Origin of the sequence: Rhizobium sp. AN5 (assembly GCF_900215255.1) — a bacterium.
GTDB lineage: Bacteria > Pseudomonadota > Alphaproteobacteria > Rhizobiales > Rhizobiaceae > Agrobacterium > Agrobacterium tumefaciens.
In genome coordinates, this window is record NZ_OCMJ01000003.1 from 1,793,609 (window position 1) to 1,819,240 (window position 25,632).

The 25,632-nt window shown below is 59.6% G+C and carries 23 protein-coding genes; 14 read left to right on the forward strand and 9 right to left on the reverse strand.

Translation table 11 applies throughout. From position 1 onward, the window contains the following. Window positions 1-111: 111 nt before the first annotated feature. The 8 genes from CRP02_RS11620 (at window position 112) to CRP02_RS11655 (ending at window position 9,758) form a co-directional block, all read left to right on the forward strand. Window positions 112-741, forward strand: a complete 630-nt coding sequence (locus tag CRP02_RS11620; protein ID WP_004431356.1) for a flavin reductase family protein — start codon at window positions 112-114, stop codon at window positions 739-741. A gap of 22 nt (window positions 742-763) precedes the next feature. Continuing rightward, entirely contained in the window at window positions 764-1,480 is a 717-nt protein-coding gene (locus CRP02_RS11625) for an aspartate/glutamate racemase family protein (protein WP_013761066.1), read from the forward strand. Between the two features lie 115 nt (window positions 1,481-1,595). Then, window positions 1,596-2,531, forward strand: coding sequence for a LysR family transcriptional regulator (locus tag CRP02_RS11630; protein WP_097171143.1), 936 nt, complete (start codon window positions 1,596-1,598; stop codon window positions 2,529-2,531). A 112-nt stretch (window positions 2,532-2,643) separates the two neighbouring features. Further along, entirely contained in the window at window positions 2,644-3,123 is a 480-nt protein-coding gene (locus CRP02_RS11635; protein WP_097171144.1) for a formate dehydrogenase subunit gamma, read from the forward strand. Continuing rightward, window positions 3,120-4,676, forward strand: coding sequence for a formate dehydrogenase beta subunit (locus CRP02_RS11640; protein ID WP_097171145.1), 1,557 nt, complete (start codon window positions 3,120-3,122; stop codon window positions 4,674-4,676). The genes CRP02_RS11635 and CRP02_RS11640 overlap by 4 nt, the downstream gene beginning before the upstream one ends. Before the next feature lie 4 nt (window positions 4,677-4,680). Beyond that, entirely contained in the window at window positions 4,681-7,563 is a 2,883-nt protein-coding gene (gene fdhF, locus CRP02_RS11645; protein WP_097171146.1) for a formate dehydrogenase subunit alpha, read from the forward strand. 71 nt (window positions 7,564-7,634) lie between these two features. After that, complete coding sequence (locus CRP02_RS11650) at window positions 7,635-7,973, forward strand: formate dehydrogenase subunit delta (protein WP_097171147.1); 339 nt, start codon at window positions 7,635-7,637, stop codon at window positions 7,971-7,973. A gap of 132 nt (window positions 7,974-8,105) precedes the next feature. Then, entirely contained in the window at window positions 8,106-9,758 is a 1,653-nt protein-coding gene (locus tag CRP02_RS11655) for an OFA family MFS transporter (RefSeq protein WP_097171148.1), read from the forward strand. Window positions 9,759-9,811: 53 nt separating this feature from the next. Here CRP02_RS11655 and CRP02_RS11660 read toward each other — a convergent pair whose 3' ends face one another. From CRP02_RS11660 to CRP02_RS11670, 3 genes are all read right to left on the reverse strand, one after another. Then, a complete protein-coding gene (locus CRP02_RS11660; protein ID WP_097171149.1) occupies window positions 9,812-10,264 on the reverse strand; it encodes a GNAT family N-acetyltransferase in 453 nt (150 codons plus the stop codon). 170 nt (window positions 10,265-10,434) lie between these two features. Then, window positions 10,435-11,793: a sensor histidine kinase gene (locus CRP02_RS11665; protein WP_097171150.1), complete on the reverse strand. Its 1,359-nt coding sequence runs from the start codon at window positions 11,791-11,793 to the stop codon at window positions 10,435-10,437. Continuing rightward, the gene (locus CRP02_RS11670; protein ID WP_013761058.1) at window positions 11,790-12,452 is read right to left on the reverse strand and encodes a response regulator transcription factor; all 663 of its coding nucleotides are present in this window, start codon (window positions 12,450-12,452) and stop codon (window positions 11,790-11,792) included. Before CRP02_RS11670 ends, CRP02_RS11665 begins: the two co-directional genes overlap by 4 nt. 135 nt (window positions 12,453-12,587) lie before the next feature. Between CRP02_RS11670 and CRP02_RS11675 the strand changes: the two genes are divergently transcribed. After that, window positions 12,588-13,136: a hypothetical protein gene (locus CRP02_RS11675; RefSeq protein ID WP_097171151.1), complete on the forward strand. Its 549-nt coding sequence runs from the start codon at window positions 12,588-12,590 to the stop codon at window positions 13,134-13,136. An 80-nt stretch (window positions 13,137-13,216) separates the two neighbouring features. On the opposite strand, the gene CRP02_RS11680 is transcribed toward CRP02_RS11675, so the two are convergent. From CRP02_RS11680 to CRP02_RS11695, 4 genes are all read right to left on the reverse strand, one after another. Beyond that, a complete protein-coding gene (locus CRP02_RS11680; protein WP_097171152.1) occupies window positions 13,217-13,723 on the reverse strand; it encodes a DUF992 domain-containing protein in 507 nt (168 codons plus the stop codon). After that, window positions 13,720-14,043 carry a BON domain-containing protein gene (locus CRP02_RS11685; RefSeq protein ID WP_323455347.1) on the reverse strand — a complete coding sequence of 108 codons (324 nt, stop codon included), beginning with the start codon at window positions 14,041-14,043 and terminating at the stop codon, window positions 13,720-13,722. Before CRP02_RS11685 ends, CRP02_RS11680 begins: the two co-directional genes overlap by 4 nt. A 31-nt stretch (window positions 14,044-14,074) precedes the next feature. After that, window positions 14,075-14,254: a CsbD family protein gene (locus CRP02_RS11690; RefSeq protein ID WP_004431371.1), complete on the reverse strand. Its 180-nt coding sequence runs from the start codon at window positions 14,252-14,254 to the stop codon at window positions 14,075-14,077. A gap of 140 nt (window positions 14,255-14,394) precedes the next feature. Then, the gene (locus CRP02_RS11695; RefSeq protein WP_097171154.1) at window positions 14,395-15,873 is read right to left on the reverse strand and encodes a PAS domain S-box protein; all 1,479 of its coding nucleotides are present in this window, start codon (window positions 15,871-15,873) and stop codon (window positions 14,395-14,397) included. 176 nt (window positions 15,874-16,049) lie between these two features. On the opposite strand from CRP02_RS11695, the gene CRP02_RS11700 reads away from it, so the two are divergent. The 5 genes from CRP02_RS11700 (at window position 16,050) to CRP02_RS11720 (ending at window position 22,475) form a co-directional block, all read left to right on the forward strand. After that, entirely contained in the window at window positions 16,050-17,039 is a 990-nt protein-coding gene (locus CRP02_RS11700) for a Bug family tripartite tricarboxylate transporter substrate binding protein (RefSeq protein ID WP_025594897.1), read from the forward strand. Between the two features lie 446 nt (window positions 17,040-17,485). Next, window positions 17,486-19,276, forward strand: a complete 1,791-nt coding sequence (locus tag CRP02_RS11705; RefSeq protein WP_097171155.1) for an ABC transporter ATP-binding protein — start codon at window positions 17,486-17,488, stop codon at window positions 19,274-19,276. 132 nt (window positions 19,277-19,408) lie between these two features. Beyond that, a complete protein-coding gene (locus CRP02_RS11710; protein WP_174004485.1) occupies window positions 19,409-19,750 on the forward strand; it encodes an ArsR/SmtB family transcription factor in 342 nt (113 codons plus the stop codon). Then, window positions 19,747-20,670, forward strand: coding sequence for an SRPBCC family protein (locus CRP02_RS11715; protein WP_097171156.1), 924 nt, complete (start codon window positions 19,747-19,749; stop codon window positions 20,668-20,670). The genes CRP02_RS11710 and CRP02_RS11715 overlap by 4 nt, the downstream gene beginning before the upstream one ends. 209 nt (window positions 20,671-20,879) lie before the next feature. Further along, window positions 20,880-22,475, forward strand: coding sequence for an EAL domain-containing protein (locus CRP02_RS11720; RefSeq protein WP_097171336.1), 1,596 nt, complete (start codon window positions 20,880-20,882; stop codon window positions 22,473-22,475). Between the two features lie 37 nt (window positions 22,476-22,512). Here CRP02_RS11720 and CRP02_RS11725 read toward each other — a convergent pair whose 3' ends face one another. Together CRP02_RS11725 and catE are read right to left on the reverse strand one after the other, a co-directional pair. Further along, window positions 22,513-23,322, reverse strand: coding sequence for a transglutaminase-like domain-containing protein (locus tag CRP02_RS11725; protein WP_097099335.1), 810 nt, complete (start codon window positions 23,320-23,322; stop codon window positions 22,513-22,515). Between the two features lie 118 nt (window positions 23,323-23,440). Further along, entirely contained in the window at window positions 23,441-25,585 is a 2,145-nt protein-coding gene (catE, locus tag CRP02_RS11730; protein ID WP_097171157.1) for a catalase C, read from the reverse strand. Window positions 25,586-25,632: the final 47 nt, after the last annotated feature.

Sequence of the window (25,632 nt, forward strand, 5' to 3'; positions counted from 1 at the left end):
GGGTTAGAAAAGCGTGATGCCGCCGAAAAAGTCAACTGTTTCAACAGGGTTTTGGTTGCATAATTGTCAACAATATGAAACAATATTGTATACTATAAACAGGGCAACGTCATGGAATTCGACTTCACCACGCTTGAGCCGCAGAGCCGCTATCGGTTGCTGACGAATTTTATTGGTCCACGGCCGATAGCGCTTGTCACGACCCGCTCGGAAGCGGGCCACAACAATGCAGCGCCGATGAGCTTTTTCAACGTCTTCTCCCATGATCCGCCCATCGTTGTTCTCGGAATCCAGCCGCGTCTGAATGGCGAGGAGAAGGACACGATGGCCAATATTCGCCGCACCGGCGAGTTTGTCGTCAACATGGTCGATATGACTATTTCCGAACATATGCTTGTCTGCGGCCTCGGTTTCGACAGCGAGGTCGACGAACTTTCGATGGCGCAGCTGACGCCGACGCCCTGCAACAAGATCGATGCGAGCTTTGCAGCGGAATCGCCCTGCGCCTTCGAGTGCCGGGTGGAGCGTCTGATCGATTATCCGCGCCGGACGCTGGTGCTGGGGGAGGTCGTGCACATGCATGTCCACAGGGACTGCCTCGACAAGGAGGGGCATTATGTCGATCCGGATCGATACCAGCCGATCGCACGCCTCCATGCCGACAACTACATTACCTCGGATCGCCAGTTCGTCTTGAAGGCGCCCCCGATTACCGACTTCATCAAGCCAGATGGCAAGTGACAGTCCCGAAAGGCTGACCTGAATGCATATTCGTCTGATCAACCCGAACTCAACCGCCTCGATGACGGCGCAGGCGCTCGAGAGCGCTTTGCGCGTCAGGCAGGCGGATACGAAGATTTCCGCTGCAAATCCTGTCGATACGCCGGTCAGTATCGAAGGCGGGGCCGATGAGGCGCTGGCTGTTCCCGGCATGCTGGAGGAAATCCGCAAGGGCGAGCGGCTGGGCGTCGATGCCTATGTCATTGCCTGCTTTGATGATCCCGGCCTGCATGCGGCGCGTGAAGTGGCGCGTGGCCCCGTCATCGGCATCTGCCAGGCCGGCATTCAGGTAGCCATGACGATCAGCCGCCGCTTTTCCATCATCACGACGCTGCCGCGCTCCATCCCCATTATCGAAGACCTCGTCGATAGCTACGGCGCACAGCGGCATTGCCGCAGGGTTCGTGCCATCAATCTGCCGGTGCTGGGTCTCGAGGAGGATCCGCTTGCAGCCGAGGCGATGTTGATTCGCGAAATCGAAGCGGCCAAGAAAGAGGATGCGGCAGAAGCCATCATCCTCGGTTGCGCCGGCATGTCCGCACTGTGCGACAGGCTGCGCGAGGCAACCGGCGTCCCTGTCATCGATGGTGTCACGGCCGCCGTCAAATTGGCCGAAGCCCTGGTGGGCGCGGGTTATGTGACATCCAAGGTCAATGCCTATGATTATCCGCGCGTGAAGGAAACCAAGCTCGTCGCCTGACCGGGAAAGGCGGGTGCCGCAAAGCGCCTCCACGGCGTTTGCGACAAAGCCCGCCTCGCTCTAGTGTCTGCTTTCGCGCCGGTCCGCAGAATGGCCGCGCGGGATGGGAGGCAGGATGATCGACAAGCTGGAGTTTTTCATAGCGCTTGCGCGCGCGGAGCATTTCGGGCGGGCCGCGGAGGAGTGCGGCATCTCGCAGCCGACGCTGTCTGCGGCCATCCGGCAACTCGAAGATCAGCTGGGTGTCGTGCTCGTCGTGCGCGCGGCGCGATATCAGGGCCTGACACCCGAGGGGCAGCGGGTGCTCGAATGGGCAAGGCGCATCGTTGCCGATACACGAACCATGCGGGAGGAAATGCGCGCTGCGCGCAAAGGTCTCGCCGGCCACATCCGGCTGGCCGTCATCCCCACCGCTCTCGCCATGGTGCCCAGGCTCACCGAACCCTTTCAGGCGCGTCACCCGGCAGTCACGTTTTCCGTCACCTCCCGCACGTCGTTGCAGGTTCTCAGCCAGATCGAAAATCTCGAAATCGACGCGGGAATCACCTATCTCGACAACGAACCTCTGGGCCGGGTGACGACGGTTCCGCTTTACTCGGAGCGATATCACCTGATTGCGGCCGCCGGCACGCCCCTTGCCGATCAAGAGAGCGTGACCTGGAAGCAGGTTTCGGGTCTTCGGCTTTGCCTATTGACTTCCGACATGCAAAACCGCCGCATTATCAACAAGCACATGGCCGAAGCGGGTGTCGAGGCAAAACCCACGCTCGAATCCAATTCGATGATCGTGCTGTTTTCCCATATCCGAACCGGACAATGGGCTTCAATTATGCCGCGTAACATCGCAGAATCGTTTGGTTTTCCGAAGCAGATCCGAATGATACCCATTGTCGAGCCAAATGCGGAGCATCTTGTCGGCCTCATCGCCACCTATCGCGAACCTCATACGCCGCTGGTATCTGCGCTACTGCACGAGGCGCGATTGCGCGTCGCGGCCTCTGCTTTTGATAGAAATTTCCTATCGACTGACGGAAAGACGATATTGACCTGATCTTGCTCCGCTCGCCATTCTTTCGCCATCAGGCAGCGCGGCGCGCCGGACAAGGATGTGGAGGTCCTCCGGTTCAAACGCCCGCCACCTGTCGGTTTGGGAGGACTGGCTCATGAATATTCGTGCTGTCGCCGCAGATGAGGCGACGCGTGTGCAGGCTATCATTGACGACTGTCTGCATCTGGAAGGGCCAATGCTGCCTATCCTGCACAGGGTGCAGGAAGAATTCGGCTATGTGCCTGATAGCGTCAAGCAGGTGATCGCCCTGGCCCTCAACGTATCGCGTGCCGAAGTGCATGGTGTCGTAAGTTTCTATCCCGATTTCCGCGACCATCCCGGCGGGCGCCATGTGCTGAAGCTCTGTCGGGCCGAGGCTTGCCAGTCGATGGGCTGCGAGTCTCTTGCCGATACCATCAAGGGTGAACTTGGTCTTGACTGGCACCAGACGGCAAAGGATGGCTCGGTCACACTCGAGCCGGTCTTCTGTCTAGGGCTCTGCGCCCAGGCGCCCGCGCTGATGCTGGATGGCGAGGTTCATGCCAGAGTGGATGAGCACTGTCTTGGCGACATTCTGGCGGAGGTGCGTCGATGAGCGTGACCGTTTTCGTGCCTTGCGATTCCGCAGCACTCGCCGTTGGTGCCGACCGCGTTGCCGATGCAATCCAGGGTGAGGCCGCGGCCCGCAATCTTGATATTCGCCTTGTCCGCAACGGTTCGCGCGGCCTGCTCTGGCTTGAAGTGCTGGTAGAGGTGGATACCCATCATGGCCGGGTTGCTTATGGACCGGTCAAAGCTTCTGATGTTTCCGGGCTGTTCGATGCGGATTTTCTTGATGGCGGCGATCATGCGCTCTGTCTTGGGCTGACCGAAGAAATCCCTTTCCTGAAGAATCAGACGCGCCTGACGTTTGCGCGCTGCGGCGTGACCAATCCGCTTTCGCTGGAAGACTACCGTGCCAACAAGGGCATGAGGGGGCTGGAGAGAGCCGTTGCACTCACCCCCGCGGAGATCGTCAAACAGGTCACCGATAGCGGCCTTCGCGGACGGGGTGGCGCCGGTTTTCCGACCGGTATCAAGTGGAAAACCGTGGCGGATGCCACCGCCGATCAGAAATACATTGTCTGCAATGCGGATGAGGGCGACAGCGGCACCTTTGCCGACCGCATGATCATGGAGGGCGACCCCTTTGTCCTTATCGAGGGCATGGCCATTGCCGGCCTCGCGGTTGGTGCAACGAAGGGCTACATCTACACCCGCTCCGAATATCCCCATGCCGTTAGGACGATGGAAAAAGCCATCGACATTGCCCTGCGAGAAGGGGTGATCGGCGCGTCTGTGCTGGGTTCGGGTCGCGCGTTCGATCTCGAGGTGCGCATGGGCGCCGGAGCCTACGTATGCGGTGAGGAAACCTCGCTGCTCAACAGTCTCGAAGGCAAACGCGGCACGGTGCGCGCCAAGCCGCCGCTTCCCGCCCTGCAGGGGCTGTTCGGCAAGCCGACGGTAGTCAACAATGTCATTTCTCTGGCTTCGATCCCTGTGATCATGGATCGCGGCGCGGCGTTCTACCGGGATTTCGGCATTGGTCGTTCGCACGGCACGATCCCGATCCAGCTTGCCGGAAACATCAGACATGGCGGCCTTTACGAGACCGCTTTCGGTCTGCCGCTCGGGCAATTGGTCAACGAAATCGGTGGCGGCACGATTACGGGCCGTCCCGTCAAGGCGGTTCAGGTCGGCGGCCCATTGGGTGCTTATTTCCCGGTGTCGCTGTTTGATACGCTGTTCGATTACGAGGCATTTACCGCCGCTGGCGGCCTGATCGGTCATGCCGGCATCGTCGTCTTTGACGACACCGCCGATATGCTGCGTCAGGCGCGTTTTGCCCTGGAATTCTGTGCCGTCGAAAGTTGCGGCAAGTGTACGCCATGCCGGATCGGTTCGACACGCGGTGTCGAGACGGTCGACAAGATTTCCCTTGGAATAGAAGCAGAGCGAAATACGGCGCTGCTGGAAGACCTGTGCGAAACCATGAAGTTCGGTTCGCTCTGCGCGCTTGGCGGTTTCACACCCTATCCCGTGATGAGCGCGCTTAGGCACTTCCCGCAGGATTTTGCACCCATCCCACGTGTCGAAGCGGCGGAGTAAGACCATGGCCCTTATATCTGAAATCGACTACGGAACACCAAAATCCACCTCGACAGAGATGGTCACGCTAACCATCGACGGCCGCGAGATCACCGTGCCGGCGGGAACGTCCATCATGCGTGCTTCGAGAGAAGCGGGCATCGATGTTCCCAAACTCTGCGCCACCGATATGGTCGATGCCTTCGGTTCCTGTCGCCTCTGTCTCATCGAGGTGGAGGGCCGCAACGGCACCCCCGCCTCCTGCACCACGCCGGTGGCGGCCGGTCTTGTCGTCCACACCCAGACGGAACGCCTGAAGCAGATCCGCAAGGGTGTGATGGAGCTTTATATCTCCGACCACCCGCTCGATTGTCTCACCTGCGCCGCAAATGGCGATTGCGAATTGCAGGATATGGCCGGCGCTGTCGGCCTTCGCGATGTGCGTTACGGCTATGATGGCGACAACCATGTGAAGGCCCGTGCCGGCGATGGCGACCTCAACGCCAACTGGATGCCCAAGGACGAGAGCAACCCGTATTTCACCTACGATCCGTCGAAGTGCATCGTCTGTTCACGCTGCGTGCGCGCCTGTGAGGAAGTGCAGGGAACGTTCGCATTGACGATCGAAGGGCGCGGCTTCGAAAGCCGTGTTTCGCCCGGCGCCCACGAGGCATTTCTTGATTCCGAATGCGTTTCCTGCGGCGCCTGCGTGCAGGCCTGTCCGACGGCGACGCTGACTGAAAAATCGGTGATCGACATCGGCCAGCCGGAACATTCGCTGGTCACCACCTGCGCTTATTGCGGCGTCGGCTGTTCGTTCAAGGCGGAGATGCGCGGCGAGGAACTGGTTCGCATGGTGCCGTGGAAGGACGGTCAGGCAAACCGTGGCCATTCCTGCGTCAAGGGTCGCTTCGCTTATGGTTATGCCAGCCACCGCGACCGTATTCTCAACCCGATGGTTCGTGAAAAGATCAGTGATCCCTGGCGTGAAGTGACCTGGGACGAGGCATTTGCTCATGTCGCCTCCGAATTCCAGCGCATTCAGGGAACCTATGGCCGCGAATCCATCGGCGGCATCACCTCGTCCCGCTGCACCAATGAAGAGACCTTTCTGGTCCAGAAGCTCATCCGTGCCGGTTTCGGCAACAACAATGTCGATACCTGCGCCCGCGTCTGTCATTCGCCGACAGGTTACGGGTTGGGGCAGGCGTTCGGCACCTCTGCCGGAACGCAGAATTTCGATTCCGTCGAACATTCGGATGTTGTCCTCGTCATCGGCGCCAACCCGACGGACGGGCACCCGGTGTTCGGCTCACGCCTGAAGAAGCGGCTGCGCCAGGGCGCCAAGCTGATCGTCGTCGATCCGCGCCGCATCGATCTCGTTCGCACGCCGCATGTGGAGGCGTCGTTCCATTTGCCGCTGAAGCCCGGGACGAATGTTGCGGTGCTGACAGCCCTTGCCCATGTGATCGTCACCGAAGGTTTGTTCGACGAGGCCTTCATCCGCGAGCGTTGCGACTGGTCGGAATTCGAGGACTGGGCAGCCTTCGTGGCCGAACCGCAGCATGGCCCGGAGGAAACCGAAATCTTTACCGGCGTTCCCGCCGAGGAGCTTCGCGGTGCCGCCAGGCTCTTTGCCAAGGGCGGCAATGGCGCAATCTATTACGGGCTTGGCGTTACCGAACACAGCCAGGGTTCCACGACCGTCATGGCGATTGCCAATCTTGCCATGGCGACCGGAAACATTGGTCGCCCCGGTGTCGGCGTCAATCCGTTGCGCGGCCAGAACAATGTGCAGGGCTCCTGCGACATGGGGTCTTTCCCGCATGAGCTTCCCGGTTATCGTCATATATCCGACGATGCCACCAGGGAAATATTCGAAAAGCTCTGGGGCGTTACCCTCAACAACGAGCCGGGGCTGCGCATCCCCAACATGCTGGATGCAGCCGTCGATGGCAGTTTCAAGGGCATTTACATTCAGGGCGAAGACATTCTCCAGTCGGACCCGGACACCAAGCATGTTTCAGCCGGTCTTGCCGCGATGGAATGTGTTGTCGTGCACGACCTGTTCCTGAACGAGACGGCGAACTACGCGCATGTCTTCCTGCCGGGTTCCACCTTCCTCGAAAAGGACGGAACCTTCACCAATGCCGAACGCCGCATCAATCGTGTGCGCAAGGTCATGTCGCCGAAAAACGGCTATTCGGATTGGGAGGTCACCCAGAAGCTGGCTCAGGCCATGGGGCTGAACTGGAACTATACGCACCCGTCGCAGATCATGAATGAAATCGCGGCGACGACGCCGAGCTTTGCCGGCGTTTCCTATGACTATCTGGAGAGCAGAGGCTCGGTGCAGTGGCCGTGTAACGAAAAATTCCCGGAAGGCTCGCCGATCATGCATGTGGACGGGTTCGTGCGCGGCAAGGGCAAGTTCATCCGCACCGAATATGTGGCGACGGACGAGCGTACCGGCCCGCGCTTTCCGCTGCTGCTCACCACCGGCCGAATTCTGTCGCAGTACAATGTCGGCGCGCAGACACGGCGCACCGAAAACGTCGTCTGGCACGAGGAGGATCGTCTCGAAATCCATCCGCATGATGCCGAACAGCGTGGCGTCAAGGATGGTGACTGGATCAAGCTCGCCAGCCGTTCCGGCGACACGACGCTGCGGGCGCTGATCACCGATCGCGTTGCGCCGGGGGTGGTCTATACCACCTTCCACCATCCGGGCACGCAGGCAAACGTCATTACCACCGACTACTCCGACTGGGCGACGAACTGTCCGGAATACAAGGTCACTGCGGTTCAGGTCTCGCCCTCGAACGGGCCGACCGAATGGCAGGAAGGATATGACGCACTCAGCCGCCGTTCGCGGCGGATCGCAGGCAAGCTCGAGGCGGCCGAATAATCGGGGCCGGGGCAATCCCGGCCTTTTGAAAACGTGAACGTCGTCCGTCAGGCGGCGCGGGGAAAACAGCCATGTTGCTTAATCACACCGACGAAAAACTGGTGAGAATGGCGAACCAGATCGCGACTTTTTTCCTTTCCCAGCCGGAGGATATCCGCGTTGAGGGTGTCGCCACCCACATTAACAAATTCTGGGAACCCCGTATGCGAAAACGGTTTTTCGAGATGGTGGACGCCGGTGCCGGCGAGTTTCTGCCGCTGGTGCTCGCGGCAGCGCTCAAGATCAAGAGGCCCGGGGTGCCCGCCGCCGATGCGGTCGGGCTTGGCGAGGATGCCACGGGAACGCCGGAGGGCAAGGGCGTTGCTGCCGGCGAGTCCTTGTCTGAACCGAGCATTCCCGAAACCACGTAAAGCCAGGCGGTAACACGCCGCAAACAGGTATTGCCGGATGGGGGACATCCGGCGATCTCGGTAACGCCCGGTCGATGCGGCCAATGGGGGCGTATCATGGTTGTCCAGACATTCACGAGGGAGGTAGTGTCGATGGCAGTAGCAGGCGTATCTGCGGGAGGGCCGGCGCAAGCCGGGCTTCTGGACCGCGAACGGATTATAGCGAAACCGGGCTTCAACCGCTGGCTGGTGCCGCCGGCGGCTTTGGCCATTCACTTGTGTATCGGCATGGCCTACGGCTTCAGCGTCTTCTGGCTGCCGCTGTCGAAGGCATTGCCGGCAACGGACCCCAGTTGCTCCAGCCTCACCCTTGTCGGGGCGCTGTTCACCACCGAGTGCAACTGGCGTGTGGCCGATCTTGGCTGGATCTATACGCTCTTCTTCGTCCTGCTCGGATGCTCGGCGGCGATCTGGGGCGGTTGGTTGGAAAGGGTCGGGCCGCGCAAGGCCGGCTTCGTTTCCGCCTGCTGCTGGTGCGGCGGCATTCTGGTTGCAGCGCTTGGCGTGATGACGCACCAGCTCTGGCTGATGTGGGTCGGGGCAGGTGTCATCGGCGGTGTTGGTCTTGGCCTCGGTTACATCTCGCCGGTCTCGACATTGATCAAATGGTTTCCGGACCGGCGCGGCATGGCGACCGGCATGGCCATCATGGGCTTCGGCGGCGGCGCTATGATCGGCGCACCGCTTGCCAATCTGCTCATGAATACCTTCAAGACGGATACATCAGTCGGCGTCTGGCAAACTTTCGTCGTCATGGCATTGATCTATTTCGTCTTCATGATGGCGGGTGCCTTCGGCTACCGTATTCCACCGGCGGGCTGGCGTCCGGAAGGCTGGACGGCCCCGGCGGCCAAAAGTGCCATGATCACCAATCGTCACGTTCATCTGCGTGATGCGCACAAGACGAAGCAGTTCTGGCTCATCTGGGCGGTTCTGTGCCTCAACGTGTCAGCGGGTATAGGCGTGATCGGCATGGCATCGCCAATGTTGCAGGAGATTTTCGCCGGTTCGTTGATCGGTCTGCCCGGCGTTGGCTTTGCGGACCTCAATATCGAACAGAAAGCATCGATCGCCGCCATCGCGGCCGGGTTCACGGGCCTGCTGTCGCTGTTTAACATCGGTGGCCGCTTCTTCTGGGCTTCCATGTCCGACAAGATCGGCCGCAAGAACACTTACTTCTGCTTCTTCGTGCTTGGCATCATTCTTTATGCGCTGGCCCCGACGCTGGCGACGATGGGTTCCAAGGCGTTCTTCGTTCTTGCCCTCGGCATCATCCTGTCGATGTATGGCGGTGGCTTTGCAACCATTCCCGCCTATCTTGCCGACATCTTCGGCACGCAGTTCGTTGGCGCGATCCATGGCCGTCTGCTGACGGCATGGGCAACGGCGGGTATCGCCGGACCTGTTGTCGTCAACTACATCCGCGAAGCACAGATTGCGGCCGGTGTCGCGCCGGGTCCCGCACTCTATACCAGCACCATGTACATCCTGGCGGGGATGCTCGCGATCGGCCTCATCGCCAACGCGTTTGTCCAGCCGTTGCCGGAGAAATGGTTCATGTCGGATGCGGAGGTTGCAGCACTTCAGGCCAAGACCGCCGCCGCCAATGCAGGGCCCACCGGTTCCTTCGGCATCGGCAGGGGCGGCTTGGATGCCAAAGCCGCACTCGCCTGGGCAGCGGTCGGTATACCGCTTCTCTGGGGCGTGTGGGTCACGGTCAAAAGCAGCCTTGTGCTGTTTGGCTGATTGCAACAAGCATCAGATCGTCCGGGCAGCCCTGTGGCTGCCCGGATTTGTTTTCAGGCCTTGAGTGACAGGCGGGCATTCTCGAAGGGCAGGCCGCCATCGTCAGTCGACCTGCGCGAGACTTCGAGGAAGCCGAGCGAACGGTAAAACCGCATCGCCTGTTCATTGGCGGTATAGACCTCAAGCGACAATTCACCCTTGAGACCAAGCGCGTGGGCGATGAGCCTGCGCCCGATACCCTTGCCCTGTTGTGCGGGTGCGACGAACAGACCTCCGATGAAACTGTCGAGCAGGCTGATGAAGCCGACGGGGTCACCGGCCTGCGTCGCGACGAAAGTCTCCGATAGCGGCAGATAGGTATCTTCGATCAGTCTTTGCTGCTCGCGCAAACGCTGCGTACCGATAAAGGGATGCGCCAGCAGCGAGGCATCGAGCCAGATGCGTGACAGGTTTTGCGTATCCGCTGCCGCGTCAAACGGCCGGATGTCGATAGATTTGATATTCATGGAAATTCCGCAGAATTAGACATGCCAAAAGGTCAGCTCCGTTTTCAGAGCCGGCTGAAACCGCGATGGGCGGTCAGATTTTCAACCTCTGCGCATAAATCTCCCTGCTTCGAAACCTGTATTTACCGCTGCTGCGCAGCAGGGTCAACAAAGGGAAAGGCGGGCTTTCCTCAAGCTCCTGCCGGCAGGTTCAGCGAACAGGTAAGCCCGCCATTTTCGCCCCGCTCCAGCCTGATGCTGCCGCCATGAAGCTCGACAAGTTCCTTGACGATGGTAAGACCGAAGCCGTCACCCGGAACGGTCTCGTCCATGCGTCTGCCCGGCTGGAAAGCCTCCGAAATACGGTCGTCCTCGATGCCCGGTCCATCGTCCGAGATCACGATCCAGACGTCGCGCCCGGTCTTTTTCGCGGAAATACGAACCGCGCTTTTGGCCCATTTGAATGCGTTGTCGATGATATTGCCAACGATCTCGTCCATATCCTCAGGCGTGACCAGCAATAGCAACTTGGCGTCCACATCGACTGTAGCGACAATCCCCCGGTCGGCATGAATACGCGACATGATATCAACGATATCGTCGATCCTCGGTTTGACTGCGGTCACCGTGGCCGTGCCGCCTGCTGCGGTCTTGCGGGCTCTTGCCAGATGGTGGCGGATGCGCTGGTCGATCCTGTCCACCAGCGCACGCATTTCGCGATCCGGGTCGTTGGTTTCGTTGAGCGCAAGGTAGAGGCTTGTCACAGGGGTTTTCAGACCATGGGCGAGATTTGCGAAGTGCAGACGTGTTTCCGCAAGCCTCTCGCTATTCTGCTCCACGAGACGGTTGATTTCGCCCGAGGCGGGACGCAGTTCCTCGACATCTGCCTCCGGCAACCTGTCAAGTGTGCCTGCCGAAATCGAGGAAATATCGGCGGTGAGTTGCCGCAGTGGTCGCAGACCATATCGGACCTGCAGGAAAATGCCGCCGACGAGGCTCGCGCCCAAGAGGGTCATGGCGGGTATCAACCACAGAAGCGCGCTGCGGGCGGGTGCAACCAGCGCGAATTGCGGCGCCGTGGCAGTGATTTCGACGAGGCGTTGTCCGACCATGGTTTGAATGGATCTGAGATAGAGCTCCTCGCCATGAAAATCGGCATTCGCGCCGGGACGAGGGCCGTGGCCCATCATTTTCCGCCATTCGAACGGGGAGGGCGGGTTGGTTATGGTTTGCCCCGCGAGCGACCGAGAGGCGATCGCTACACCCTCGCCGGTGATCTGCCAGTACCAGCCGGAGCCGCGCCTGTCGAATGGCGGGCCGTCCAGCGCGGCGTTGAGTGTCACGCCGCCGCTTACGCTGCCGGAGAGCGCGCTCCGCAATCCCTCTATCTGCGTGTCGAGCCGCTGGTCGATCTGTTCACGCACCACGCCGGCAACGATGAGATAGAGTATGATCGAGGCGACGATCACGGTCGCGGTGACGAAAACCACGGAAAAAACCGTGAGGCGGCGCGAGATCGACGAACCCGGAATGGCCGAAAACTCCCTCATGGCTCTGCCTTCAGCATGTAACCGCGCCCGCGAACGGTCTCTATATGCCCGGCGCCGATCTTGCGTCGCAGGCGGGCAATGATCACTTCGATGGAATTGGAATCCACTTCCGCATCGCCCTCATAGACCCGTTCGATGAGTTCACGGCGGTCGACCACCACTTCCTTGCGCAGGATGAGGCAGGAGAGGACCCGCCACTCCAGCGCGGTCAGCTTCAACGGCAAGCCATCCTGTTCGAAAGTTCCGAGCTGCGCATCGAAGATGAGCGAACCGCAGGTGATGGCGGAGGCGGCGTGGCCGGTGGCGCGGCGAACGAGTGCACGCAGCCGCAGCACCAGTTCTTCTACCTTGAACGGCTTGGTGAGAAAATCGTCTGCTCCCGCTTTGAAACTCGCCACCTTGTCCGGCCATCCATCACGCGCGGTCAAAACGAGCACGGGCAGGTTCCGCTGCGCCGCCCGCCATGATTTCAGAACCGATACGCCATCAATTTTCGGTAATCCCAGATCGAGAACGGCCACGTCGTAGAGTTCGGTAAGCCCGGCATGTTCGGCATCCTCGCCATTCTGCGCGATGTCGACGACAAAATTTTCCGCCCGCAGGCTGGTTGCGATGCGCCGGGAAAGATCGGTATCGTCTTCAACGAGAAGTATGCGCATGGTCCTGCCGTTTCGGTTTCGTGGGCGGTGTTTTAACTAGGCCCGGAAGGCTTAACTCAACCTGAACCACAAGGTTCAGGCTGCTGGTGGTGCCTGGCAGGTAAAAAGGCCCTGTCAATCAAACAGGAGACCACCATGTCCCACTCTGAAGAGAATAACGAAATGGCAGCACCGAAGGCCGCTTCTGACACTCCCGTGCCGCCGCACCGGAAACATCGCCGCAAAACCGCAGCGTTCGCCTTTGCGGCCGTTGCCATGCTGGCCGTTGGGGCAGCTGCCGGAGCCGGTGCGGTGAAGCTGACGCGGCCGACGCCCGAGATGGCGCCGATGACACCCGTTGCCATTTCCACCGTCAAGGAAGGAAATCTCGTGACCCTGAAGGGCAAGGTCGCCGAGATTTTCGGCAACAAGTTCATCGTTCAGGATGACAGCGGCCGCGCACTCATCGATACCGGCCCCGAGGGCGATAATGGCAAGGTCGTGACTGTCGATGAGGCGGTCAGCGTTCAGGGCCGTTTCGACAGGGGTGTCCTGCGGGCAAGCTATGTCGTCCGTCAGGATGGTAGTATCGAGGCACTAGGACCGGCAGGCCGTCCGCCGCATCATGGTCCTAAAGAGGATATGATGCGCGGGCCAAAAGGCGACGGCCCGATGGGTGAGATTATGCCTCACCCCAAACCCTGATATCGGGGCCTGATCTGCGCCAGACGGCGCGGGCTAAAAGACGATAACCGTCCCGAGCCCGCGCCGCCGTTTTTTAAGGTTTAGCCCGCACGCTTCAACTGCAGACGCGAGACACCCGCAGCGATGTTAACGCCGGTGCCGACTTCGGCGCTGATCGGCTGAAGCGCGAAGTTCTTGGCATTGCCGCCGATCAGTGCATTGGCGCCCAAGCCTACGCCGACCGATGCGGCAGCGGAGGCACCAACATAGTTGCCGCTCAACGCACCGTCACCCACGCGGCTGGCTGCGGTGTTCAGCACGATCCAGCTCATATAGGTCTTGCCGGTTACGCCGATGTCGAGACCGAGCTTGCCGATCGTGCCGGTATAACGCTCGGTCTTGCCGGAGCGCTGGCGAAACTCGCAGGCCACGCTCTTGCTGGAGCCGACCACAAGGCCGATGCCGCCGGCAATTTCGCACGACAGGGTGCCGACGCGTTCTTTCTGCGCGGTTTCCATGGGGCGCTTTGCATTGTGCTTCGTTTCGGCTGAAGCAATCGGGGCAAGGGCCAGGGTTGCAATCGCGGTTGCGAGAACGAATGTCTTCATTGTTTTTCACTCCTGTTGTTATTCGCTAGATGGATGCGCCGGGACGGCGTTTCCAGATAGATGCAGGGCCGCTGCCGTATCGCCAGATCGGCGATGATGGGCCGCGACGCGAAACATTCTGCGATGATGACCGCATGTTCGAAGGCAGAGAGTGTTTCCACCTCGCCGGAGAGCACGATACGGCCCTCAAAGGAGGTGACGGAGATCGAGCTTTTTTCCTGCCCGTCCGCATAGGCGATCACGGCTTGCAACGCGGCGCACAGGCTGACCTCCTGGGGATCGCAGCTTGACACCGGGTTTGCACCGCACGAGAGCATCATCGTGAAACCTCCTGCCTTGAACATAGACGGTTCACTTGAGAACTTTGTTGACGGCGTCCTTTGCCTGTCCGAGCTTCTCCTGCGCCTGGCCAGCCAGTTTCTCGGCCTTGCCTTCTGCCTGAAGCTTGTCGTTGCCAGTGATCTTGCCGGCTGCTTCCTTGATGGTGCCCTTGGCTTGACGGGCGATACCTTCGATACGGTTATTGTCCATGACGAACTCCTTCCATCGTTAGCGGGTGCCGCTGTTGGTAACGGCATGATGGTAAGGTAGTTCGGGAAAATCACGGTTTGCAGAGCATTAGCTACTAGTTGAACTGGTACAAACTGACCTATTTTCGCGTTCGGCTGCGGTTATTTTTCCCTATGGCCGGTAAAACCGCGCTCGCGTGCCCAGATCACGGCGGCAGTGCGGCGGTTGACGCCGATCTTGCCGTAGAGCGAGGCGATGTGGTTGCGGATCGTATGCTTGGAGAGGTTCAGCCTGTCGCTCATTTCCTTGTCGCTGCATCCATCGCAGATCAGTGACAGGATTTGCTCCTCGCGCTCGGTCAGATCCTTGAGGGAGGCGGAAGGCGTTGTGCCGCGGGAGTTCTGGCGCAGCCCCGCCAGCCGCTCGACAACCGTCCGGCTAAACCAGGATGTATCGGTCATGACGCTTTCGATCGCTTCAATCAGTTCGTTTTCGGTTCTGCGCCGCTCAGTCACATCCTGTATCGCCCAGATGACACAGATCTGGTCGTTGATCTCGGCGCGTTCGGCGGAAACGATGCATTCGGCCAAACCGCCACCGGAAAGATTCATGCGCATGTTCTCATCGCGGATGGGGATGTTGTCCTTCAGCCGCTTTTCGAGATCGCGGCGCGCGCCCGCGTCCTCCCATAGCCGCAATTCGCTGGCGGTCTTGCCCACGACTTCGGCCTCGTTGCGCCCGCACAGGACCAGAAACGCGTCATTGACTTCCATCAGCACGAAGTCGTCCAGCCTCGAAATCGCTGCCGGGACAGGCGACAGGCGAAAGGACTTGAAGAAGCGCTCCTCGCTCTGTCGCAGAGCGTTCTGGGCTTTGCGGCGGCCGTCCAGATCGGCGAAGGTGAACAGCATGCAGGGTTCTTCGGCAACGGCGATCGTTTCGCCGGCCACGATAACCAGCCTGTCGCCGCCGGGGATGGGAATGAGCGCCTCGCGCTGACGGATGAGCCGGCCATCCTCCAGCTTTTTCAGGGCGTCCTCACCTGTGTCGCACTCGGAAAACAGGCCGAGTTCCTCGACACTGATGCCGATGATCTCTTCACGGCTGAATCCGGTCATCTCAAGGAAACCCTGATTGACGCGGATGAAACGCTTGTCCTCCAGCCGGCATATCAGCCCCGGCGCCGGATTGGCATTGAAGGCGCTTTCGAAGCGCGCCTCCGCCTCGAAACGCGGCGTTTCGTCCCGGATGATCAGGACCAGAACATCCGGTTTTGCGCCAGCATCTTCAAGAACGAGGCCGCGCACCGTGTGGACCCAGCATTCCGCCTCATCGCCGCTCGGCGATATCTCTACCGTCACATCTTCGAAGGTCTCGCCCGCCAGAAGCCGTTCAAGCGGATATTGCCCCTCGTCGAGCAGATGGTTGTTGCGGTATCGAAGCGTGAAATTTCGCCGATAGGCAGCGGCATCCTCCCCAAGCTCAGGCATCGCTTCTATACGGTGCATCTGAAGGGCGGCCTTGTTGGCCCAGGCTATCGTTCCGTCGTTTTCGAGCAGGATCAACCCGTCGCTGAGGCCCGCTATGAGGTTTTGCAACACGAGCCGGTTGATCTTGGGAATGTTTACGCTGTCGTCCATGTCGCCCCCGGTATTTCAATGCTTTGTGCCCGCTATAACGCGCGGTTCCGCCAAGCGTTGCAGGGCCGGCGTGTCGCGTGGCCTTCCCGCATGGTTTGCGATGCCGGTTGCTTGCTCTCAGGTCCATTTGAGCTACTATGCGCGGATGGCGGGGAGGCCATTCTACAGGAGGGTTCATGAATTACCGGTCTTTGAAACGGCGTATGGTGTTGAAACTTGCGGCTACGGCTGCTTCTTTTTGCATGATGGGACTGACGGCGAGCGCGCAGGGTTTTCCTGATCGAACGATCACGCTGGTCGTTCCCTTCGCGGCAGGTGGCTCAACCGACGTGGTTGCGCGCGTCATCGCACAGAAAATGGGTGATGAGCTTGGTCACCAGATCGTCGTTGAAAATGTTGCCGGCGCTGGCGGCAATCTCGGTGCCGACCGTGTCGCACGCGCAGAGCCTGACGGTTACACAATCCTGATGGGCACCGTTGCGACACATGCCTTGAACCCGCTCATTCTCAAGACAAAGCCTTACGATCCGCAAAAGGACTTTGCCCCGGTCTCGCTTCTGGTCGTGGTTCCCAATGTGCTTGTTGTCAATCCGAAGCTGAACGTCAACAGCGTCGCGGAATTGATCGCGCTTCTGAAAGCCGAGCCGGACAAATATGCCTATGCCTCTTCCGGCAATGGCACGCCGCTGCATCTTTCAGGGGAATTGTTCAAGAGCATGACCGGTGTGAGCATGCAGCACGTTCCCTATAAAGGTGCCGGCCCCGCGCTCAACGATCTTCTCGGCAACCAGATTTCGATCATGTTCGACAATCTGCCGTCGTCGTCCGGCCACATCAAATCCGGCACATTGCGGGCGCTTGGCGTAACAACTGCCGAGCGCGCGTCATCATTCCCGGATCTGCCGACCATTGCCGAAACCGTACCTGGTTATGAAACCTACACGTGGAACGCGCTGTTTGCGCCTGCCGGCACGCCGGCCGATGTGGTGGATACACTGAATGCGGCGGCCAAGAAAGCGCTTGCCGATCCGGGTGTGGCGGCCCGCATGGCCGAATTCAGCGCCAAGATCGTCGGTTCTTCGCCCGATGAGCTGAAAAGCCACGTTGCGGCCGAAATCGCCAAATGGGAACCGGTCGTCAAGAACGCAAACGTCCAGATGGATTGACCAGATATGTTCTCGCCGCGCACCGGAGCCTGGGTGCGGCGGGAAGCGCCACCACGCAAAAACCGTGGCCGAAGCTTTCATTGGCATCGGCCACGTTCTTTACCGTCACACCAGCTGATGTGTCGTTTTCGCATCACTTGCCATAAGGTTGCAATTACCCGGTTGGCAACGGCGAACAGCTCAGGTACAAATTTCTCACCGCGTCAGATCGAACATAGGGAGGCGTTGCATGACATCATCATTCATCAAGTTCCTCCCGCGTGGAATGAACCGACACTAGGTCATTTACATTCGTGGCCCGCCCCGAGCGCGCCCCACATGCGGTTTTGTTTTCCTTCATAGCCCGATTGATCTGACGGGATCATTTTGTTTCCCGCCCGGGCTGTGCCATCCAACTTCCGTTTTTGAGGACCGGTTGCCGAACGCATGGCGCCGTGCTGGTTAAAATGTCTCGCAAGAAGCTCGATTTCCGCGCCGATGCCTATCGCCATGTGCTCGGCTTTGTTTTCCACCATTGGACCCACCGGCGGGCATTGGTGGGCTTTATTGTCGTGCTGGTGATTGCCAGCACGCTGGCCGAAGTTATGGTGCCGGTTTTCTCCGGCCAGATTGTCGATGCCATTGCCGGCGGCAACGGGGCTGACCGGGCGCTGCGCGCCTTTGTCGTCGTTGTGGCGCTGGGCTTGACCAGCGTAGTCCTGCGCTGGTTCGTGTTCAACGGCATCATCAGGCTGACGCTGAAAACCATGGCGGATGTGGCGAATAACGGTTTCTACCGGGTGCAGCGGTTCTCGACCGACTGGCACGCCAACAGCTTTGCCGGTTCCACGGTTCGCAAGATCACGCGTGGCATGTGGGCGCTTGATTCACTCAATGACGTGCTACTTATCGCCCTGTTGCCCTCCATCGTCATGCTGGTGGGCGCAACCGTCGTGCTGGGTAGTTACTGGCCGATCATGGGCTTAATCGTGGGCACGGGGTCGCTGATCTATGTCGGCGTCACCGTGGTGCTCTCCATGGGCTTCGTATCGCCGGCGGCAAGACTTGCAAACGCCTGGGATACCAAGCTCGGTGGCGCGCTGGCGGATGCCGTCAGCTGCAATTCGGTGGTCAAGGCTTTTGGCGCCGAGAACCGTGAAGAGGCGCGGTTGCGCCATGTGCTGGCCAAATGGGACAACCGTACGCGAAGGACGTGGAAACGCGGCACGCTGAATGGCACGATCCAGGGCTTCATGATGGTGTCCATGCAGGCCGGTATTCTGGGAACAGGCCTTGTCATGTGGCAGCAGGGACTGGCGACGCCGGGCGACATCACCTTCGTGCTGGCGATGTTCTTCGTCCTGCAGGGCTATCTGCGCGATGTCGGTCAACACATCCGTAACCTGCAACGTGCCGTCAACGATATGGAAGAGTTGGTGCTGCTCGACAAGATGCCTTTGGGTGTCGAAGACAGGCCGGATGCCAGGCCGATCAGGATAGAGAAGGGCGAAATCGTTTTTGACAACGTTACTTTTCAATATGGCGCGCATCCCAGCCCGCTCTATGAGGACTTTTCAGTCACCATCAGGTCGGGTGAGCGTGTGGGGCTGGTCGGGCATTCGGGTTCGGGAAAGACGACCTTCGTCAAGCTTATCCAGCGGCTTTACGATGTGAATTCCGGCTCGATCCGCATTGACGGCCAGGACATCGCCAAGGCCAGGCAGGCAAACCTGCGCAGCCAGATCGCCATCGTGCAGCAGGAACCCATCCTGTTCCACCGCACGCTGGCGGAAAACATCGCCTATGGCCGGCCGAGCGCCTCGCGGCGTGAGATCGAGCAGGCGGCGAGGCAGGCGAGCGCCCATGACTTCATCATGTCCCTTCCCAAGGGCTATGAGACGATGGTGGGTGAGCGCGGCGTTAAATTGTCTGGCGGGGAGCGGCAGCGTGTCGCTATTGCCCGTGCCTTCCTCGCGGATGCGCCGGTGCTGATTCTGGACGAGGCGACATCGAGCCTCGACAGCGAAAGCGAAGTGCAGATCCAGGAGGCCATGGAACGCCTGATGGATGGCCGCACCACGCTGGTCATTGCGCACCGGCTTTCCACCGTGCGGGCGCTTGACCGTCTGCTGGTGTTCGACAAGGGCAAGATTGTCGAAGAGGGCGACCACCAGGCGCTGATCCGTCTGAACGACGGCATCTATCGCCGGCTGTTCGAGCGGCAGGCGCTGGAACTGACCAAGGGTCTGGTGGCTTAAAAAATGAAACGCCGGGGCAACGCTCCGGCGTTTTCTTTTGCGCGGACGGCCAACAAATGCTCATGGCCAAACACTTAGCTAATCGACGAAGTTTTCCTTGCGTTAGAGCCGTGCTGCATGATAGTTAGCATTATGACTAAGCATTCGCCCGAACTATCGCTGATCTTTCAGGCTCTGGCCGATCCGACGCGCCGGTCTATTCTGACAAAGCTTGCGGAAGGGCCTGCCCGCGTCATGGAATTGTCCGCTCCCACGGGGCTGCGTCTGCCGACCGTGATGCGGCATCTGTCAGTACTGGAGGAGGCGGGGCTTATCCGCACCTCCAAGGATGGGCGGGTGCGCACCTGCGCTATCGTGCCCGAGGCTCTGGAGCCGGTGCGGACATGGCTCGATGAACAGCGGGCCATTTGGGAGAGCCGGCTCGACCGGTTGGAAGCATTTGCAATGCAGGCTGCGAAGGAGCGCCCGGAATGATGTCGACACTCAATCAGGACGGCACCCGTGCCGAACCCCATCTTGGCGATGGCCGCTTTGCGACATTGAGCTTCGAAAGGGTGGTCGCTGTTCCATTACCGGTCCTCTGGCAAGTGTGGACGTCGCCTGCCGCGCGGGCTGTGTGGGCAGCTCCCACGCCCGCCGTGACCGTGGAGTTTCTGGAGGCCAATACCAGAGTTGGTGGACGCGAAGTTTCGCTCTGCAAGGTCGATGGGCAGCCGGATATTCGCTGCGAATGCGGGTGGCTGGAATTGCAGCCAGCCTTGCGCAGCGTCAATTACGAGGTGGTGTCGTCCGGTGACGTGACGCAGTCTGCGGCGCTGGTGACCGCTGATTTTTCGGAGGCGGAGCAGGGCAGTCGCGTTGTCGTAACCGTGCAGCTTTCCTCATTGGCTGCGGATATGCAGGCGGGTTACCGGCAGGGCTTCGGTGCCGGTCTTAACAATCTGGCCGAGGTGGCCAGACGAACAACGGTGCTGGAGCGAACGATAAGCGCGCCGCGCAACATCGTCTGGAACGCCTGGATGAATTCCGAGACGCTGCCGCAATGGTGGGGTCCGGAAGGGTTTTCGTGTCGCACGAAGAGGATCGATCTGCGAACCGGCGGCGAATGGGTGTTCGACATGATCGGACCTGATGGCACGGTCTTCCCGAACCATCATCGATATATCGAGGTCAGGCCTGAGGAGAGGATTGGCTACACGCTGCTCTGGGGCGAAAACGGGCCGAAACATGCCGACGCCTGGGCTTCGTTCGAGGATCGGGACGGCGCGACGAAGGTCGTGCTCGGCATGGTGTTCAGCACGGAAGCCGAGTTCCAGGACGCGAAGGGTTTTGGGGCTATCGAACTGGGTCAGCAGACGCTCGGCAAACTGGAACGCTTTGTTTTCGCATCGTAATCGCACCGGGACTGAACTTCGACAGGGACGTGATGTCTTCTTGGGGGTAACCGGATTATCACCCCCGCGTTCCTGCCGTCACGGTGATTTTCAGATTGCGTCGACGACAGAAATCATAATTTGCATCACCCGGTTTTCACCGTTCCGCACACAGCAAAAATTAAGGAGATTGCGACACTGATGTCTCGACTACCTTTTGGAGAGTGATGATGCAGTCACGACGTTGGCGTGTGATAACCGTGGGGATATTTCTGGCCATAGTCGGCGCAGCGTTGCCCATTGCCGCCATGGCCTGGACGTCCTGGCGTGTCGCCATTCAAAAAGAACTCTTCATTCTCGACCTCGTCGCCGAAAGATCGCTTGTGCGTGCCGGTAATACGTTCAGGCAAGCGCAAGGGGCATTGGAAGCAATTGAAACCGCGCACCTTCCCGCGTGTTCGGATCAGCATATTGCACAAATGCGGATGGTGACGATCAACGTCCCCTCAATCGAGGAGATTGGCTATTTCGAAAACGGCTTCATCAAATGCACCTCCTGGGGCCGCGCCGCTGGCGACGTAGCCAAATCCCATGTCGACTACGTCACACCGGAGGGCCTTGAAGTGACGTTGCGTATCCAGCCCGGCATCAGCCACGGCGACCAGATGACGAGCCTGCATCTCGGCCACCACAACGCGCTCGTCGCACCTTCCAGATTTGCTGATATTGTGCTTCGGGACGGGATGTCTCTCGCGATCCTCAACGATAAAGCTGCGGTCATCAGCACGCAGAACCTTCCCGACACAGGGGTTCTCGCCACGTTGCCGACAAAAGAGGGGCAGGGCACGACGGACGCATGGCTTTATTCGGTGGTAAAGGAGAACGCGCTGACGGCGGTGGTTCTCGAGCCAAGGGCGGCCTTGCGAACGAGGCTGGTGCGGGAGTTGACTATCCTTTTGCCAATCGGCGCATTCATTGCGCTCTTTATCGTCGGCATCGTCATCTGGATGTCGCGCAAGCGGTTGTCGCCGGAAACGGAACTGGGAATCGCAGTGCAGAACCGTGAATTCATCGTCCACTATCAACCGATCGTCGAACTCAAGACCAATATATGCGTTGGCGCCGAAGCGCTTGTCCGCTGGCGGCGGCCTGATGGCACGCTGGTGAGGCCAGACCTCTTCATTCCGCTGGCGGAAGAAACAGGGCTGATAGAGCCCATCACCGATCAGGTCGTCGAAGCCATTATTGCAGATCTTGGTACCATGCTCGTTGGGGATCGCAGCGCACATATCGCCATCAATCTCTGCGCCGAAGATGTAAAATCAGGCCGGATACTGGACTTCATCGATCAACGCCTTGCCCGCGCGGATATACGCAAGGAGCAGATATGGCTTGAAGCGACCGAGCGCGGTTTCATCGACATCGACGCGGCGCGCGTGACGCTGGATAGAGCACGCAAGGCCGGGCATTCCGTGGCAATTGACGATTTCGGAACCGGCTATTCCAGCCTTCAGTATTTGCAAGGACTGCCGTTGGACGCCCTGAAAATCGACAAGTCCTTCGTTGATACGATCGGCAGGAACACGGCAACCAGCACCGTGACGCTCCATATTATCGAGATGGCGCGCGAGCTTGGATTGTCTTCCGTTGCGGAAGGTATCGAGAGGCCGGAGCAGGCGGCCTATCTGCGGGAACATGGTGTGGATTTTGGTCAGGGCTGGCTGTTTTCCAAGCCGCTTCCAGCCGAGGAATTCATCGTCTTTCACCGTCAGAACAAGGCGACATACGGTTCCGCTCCCGAGGTCATTCAGGTCGCCTCCGTCTAGGTCGAGCGAGACCGGTGCGCCTTGACGCTACCCGTCGTTATCCGGCCAGTTCTTCCGTAATGACTTCGAACCGCTTCAGGATAGCCGGCCCGAAAGCGGTGGACAGGGCGACGTCCGTCGCATCTCGTCCTGTCGCCATCAAGATGCGTCCGATGCGGGGCCTGTTGTGACGGGCATCGACCGTATACCAGCGGCCGCTGAGATAGACCTCGAACCAGGCGCTGAAATCCATCGGATTGGGGTCTTTCGGCACGCCGATATCACCGAGATAGCCGGTGCAATAGCGAGCGGGGATATTCATGCAACGGCAGAGTGTGATCGCAAGATGTGCGAAATCGCGGCAAACCCCGGTCCGGTCGGTGAAGCCGCCATATGCCGTCCTGAGCGGATCGGCTTTCTCGTAGTTGAAGACAATATGGGAATGCACAAAATCGAGTATCGCCTGCACACGGGGCCAGCCGAGCGGTGTTGCCGAGAAGTTTTTCCAGGCGAAGTCTGCCAGGCGGTCGGTATCGCAGTAACGGCTGCCCAGCAGGAACACTAGAACATCGTCTGGTAAATCCTTGATATCGTGCTGGAAAGCGTTTTCAGGAACGGGATCGGGCAGGCCGCCGTCATATATGTCGAACCGCGTCGAGATCGTCGTCACGCCAGGCGGTGCGGTTATGCGGCTGCAGGCGTTTCCGAAGATATCCATATAACCCCAGGCCTCGATCGGCCTGTCGAAGGTCAGCACCTGTTCGGTGAGCAGATCAGCGCGCCGGCTGGGGTGGACGTTGAGAACAAGCAGCATTGCCGTCTCATTCTCGCATTCATAAGCAATATCGAACCCGGCGCGTATCTTCATTCAATACCATCCTGTGTGAGCCATCTTGATGTTGTTCAGGCTGAAACGCTTTCACGCCCTCGGGCGGGCGATCATGCATCATCAAGGCGCGGCATTATTGCCGCGCCCGCCGGTGATTTCATTTTACTGGCGGTGAAGCCTTGCCGAGTTTTACGGAAGGTTCCCGTCCCCAGACACGCAGCTTGCCAAGGTTCGACACGAAGCCAGCGAGGCCTTCCTCACCTGGGAGGATAATCGTGCCCTCGTCAAGGTCGCCTGCGATACCGGCCTTTTCCAGCAATGGCAGCGCCGACTGGTCGTAACCGATGAACTTGCAGTGCTGGAAAGCATCGGCCACGAAGTCACGCGCCGTCGCCTCGTTGACCAGATCGTCTATCCCCTCGGCAGAAGTCAACAGTGCAACCGCATCGAAGAGAACCGATGGCCCGCCGTCGATCATGTGATGGGCCGCAAACCAGCTCCCGTCCGAGGCGGTGACGCCACCGACCTTCGGGGCTATCAATTCGCAGACGGCTTTTTCCTTGGTAATCGCCGACATCAGGCCGTTCAGCAATTTGGCGTCGACACCATCGGTGACGAGTACACCAAGCTTGCGGCCTTCGAAGCGTTTCGGGCCACGCTCGACGATGCTGAGCGCTGGCGAGGGTTCCAGATCCTGACGTGTCGGCATGGCCGCATCCGCCGGCTTCGGCATGGACTTGAAACCTAGCTTCTGCGCAACGGTGTTTGCCAGCGTCTCGTCGATGTTCATGAGATGCGATACCATGCGTTCGCGGATCACGGCTGTTTCCACCTTGCTCAGTTCGAATGTCAGGGCTGCCGCGATATGACGCTGTTCTGGCGGGGTCTGGCTGATATAGAACTGCCGTGCCTGGCTGTAGTGGTCGGCAAAGCTCTCGGGGCGCAGCCGCGCCTTGATCCCCTGTTCTTCTGCCGGAAAATGGCGATAGCCACGGCTCGGCGACTCCCTCGGGCCTTCACCGAACGAGTTCGGCTGGTAATTCACACTGCCAACAGGGTTGCGCATGGCCATGTGGCCATCCTGCTGGAAATGCGCGAAGGGACACTTCGGTGCATTGATCGGCAGATGGGTGAAGTTTGGCCCGCCAAGGCGTTTCAGCTGGGTGTCGAGATATGAAAAGTTGCGGCCCTGCAACAGCGGATCATTGCTGAAGTCGATGCCCGGCGGCACGTTCTGCGTCATGAACGCAACCTGCTCGGTCTCGGCAAAGAAGTTGTCGGGCATGCGGTCGAGCACCAGTCGTCCGACCGGCTGTGGCTTCAGGATTTCCTCGGGGATGATCTTTGTCGGATCGAGCACGTCGAAATCGAAGCTATCAGCAAACTCCTGATCGAAGAGCTGCACCTGCAATTCCCATTCCGGGAAGTTGCCAGACTGGATCGCCTGCCACAGATCGCGGCGATGGAAATCGGGATCGGCGCCATTGATCTTGACCGCCTCGTTCCAGGCGACCGATTGAAGCCCGAGCTTCGGCTTCCAGTGGAACTTGACGAAGGTCGATTCATCCTTGGCATTGACCAGGCGGAAGGTATGAACGCCGAAACCCTCCATGAAGCGGAAAGACCGCGGTATCGTACGATCCGACATTGCCCACATGACCATGTGCATGCTTTCCGGCGTGAGGCTGATGAAGTCCCAGAAATTGTCATGGGCCGTCTGCGCCTGCGGAAAAGCCCGGTCAGGTTCCTGCTTGGCGGCGTGGATCAGGTCGGGAAACTTGATGGCGTCCTGAATGAAGAAGACAGGAATATTATTGCCGACGAGATCCCAGTTGCCTTCCTGTGTATAGAGCTTGACTGCGAAACCGCGCACGTCGCGCGCAAGGTCGGCTGAGCCCTTGTTGCCCGCAACCGTCGAGAAGCGGACGAAGGCTGGCGTTTTTTCGCCGGCGCGCTGCAGGAAATCCGCCTTCGTATATGCGGATAAGGACTCGTAGGTCTCGAAGAAGCCATGCGCGCCGTAACCGCGCGCATGCACGACGCGTTCGGGAATGCGCTCATGGTCGAAATGGAAGATCTTTTCGCGGAAATGGAAATCATCAACGACGAGCGGCCCGCGCGGCCCGACCCTTAGAGAAGTCTGGTCGTCCGCGATCGGCCCCCCTTGAGCCGTCGTCAGCACCGGCGCGTCGTTTTCGGCTGTCTGGTGCAGCTCGCCGCCGGCACCACGCTCCAGCTTCTGGTCGTGGATCGTTACGGTTTCGGTCTTGTCGCTTGGTGATGTGGAGGTGGTCTTGGCCATGGTGTGGCTCCTGAATTGGAAGGGGCCTATCCGACCCGGAAATGAAA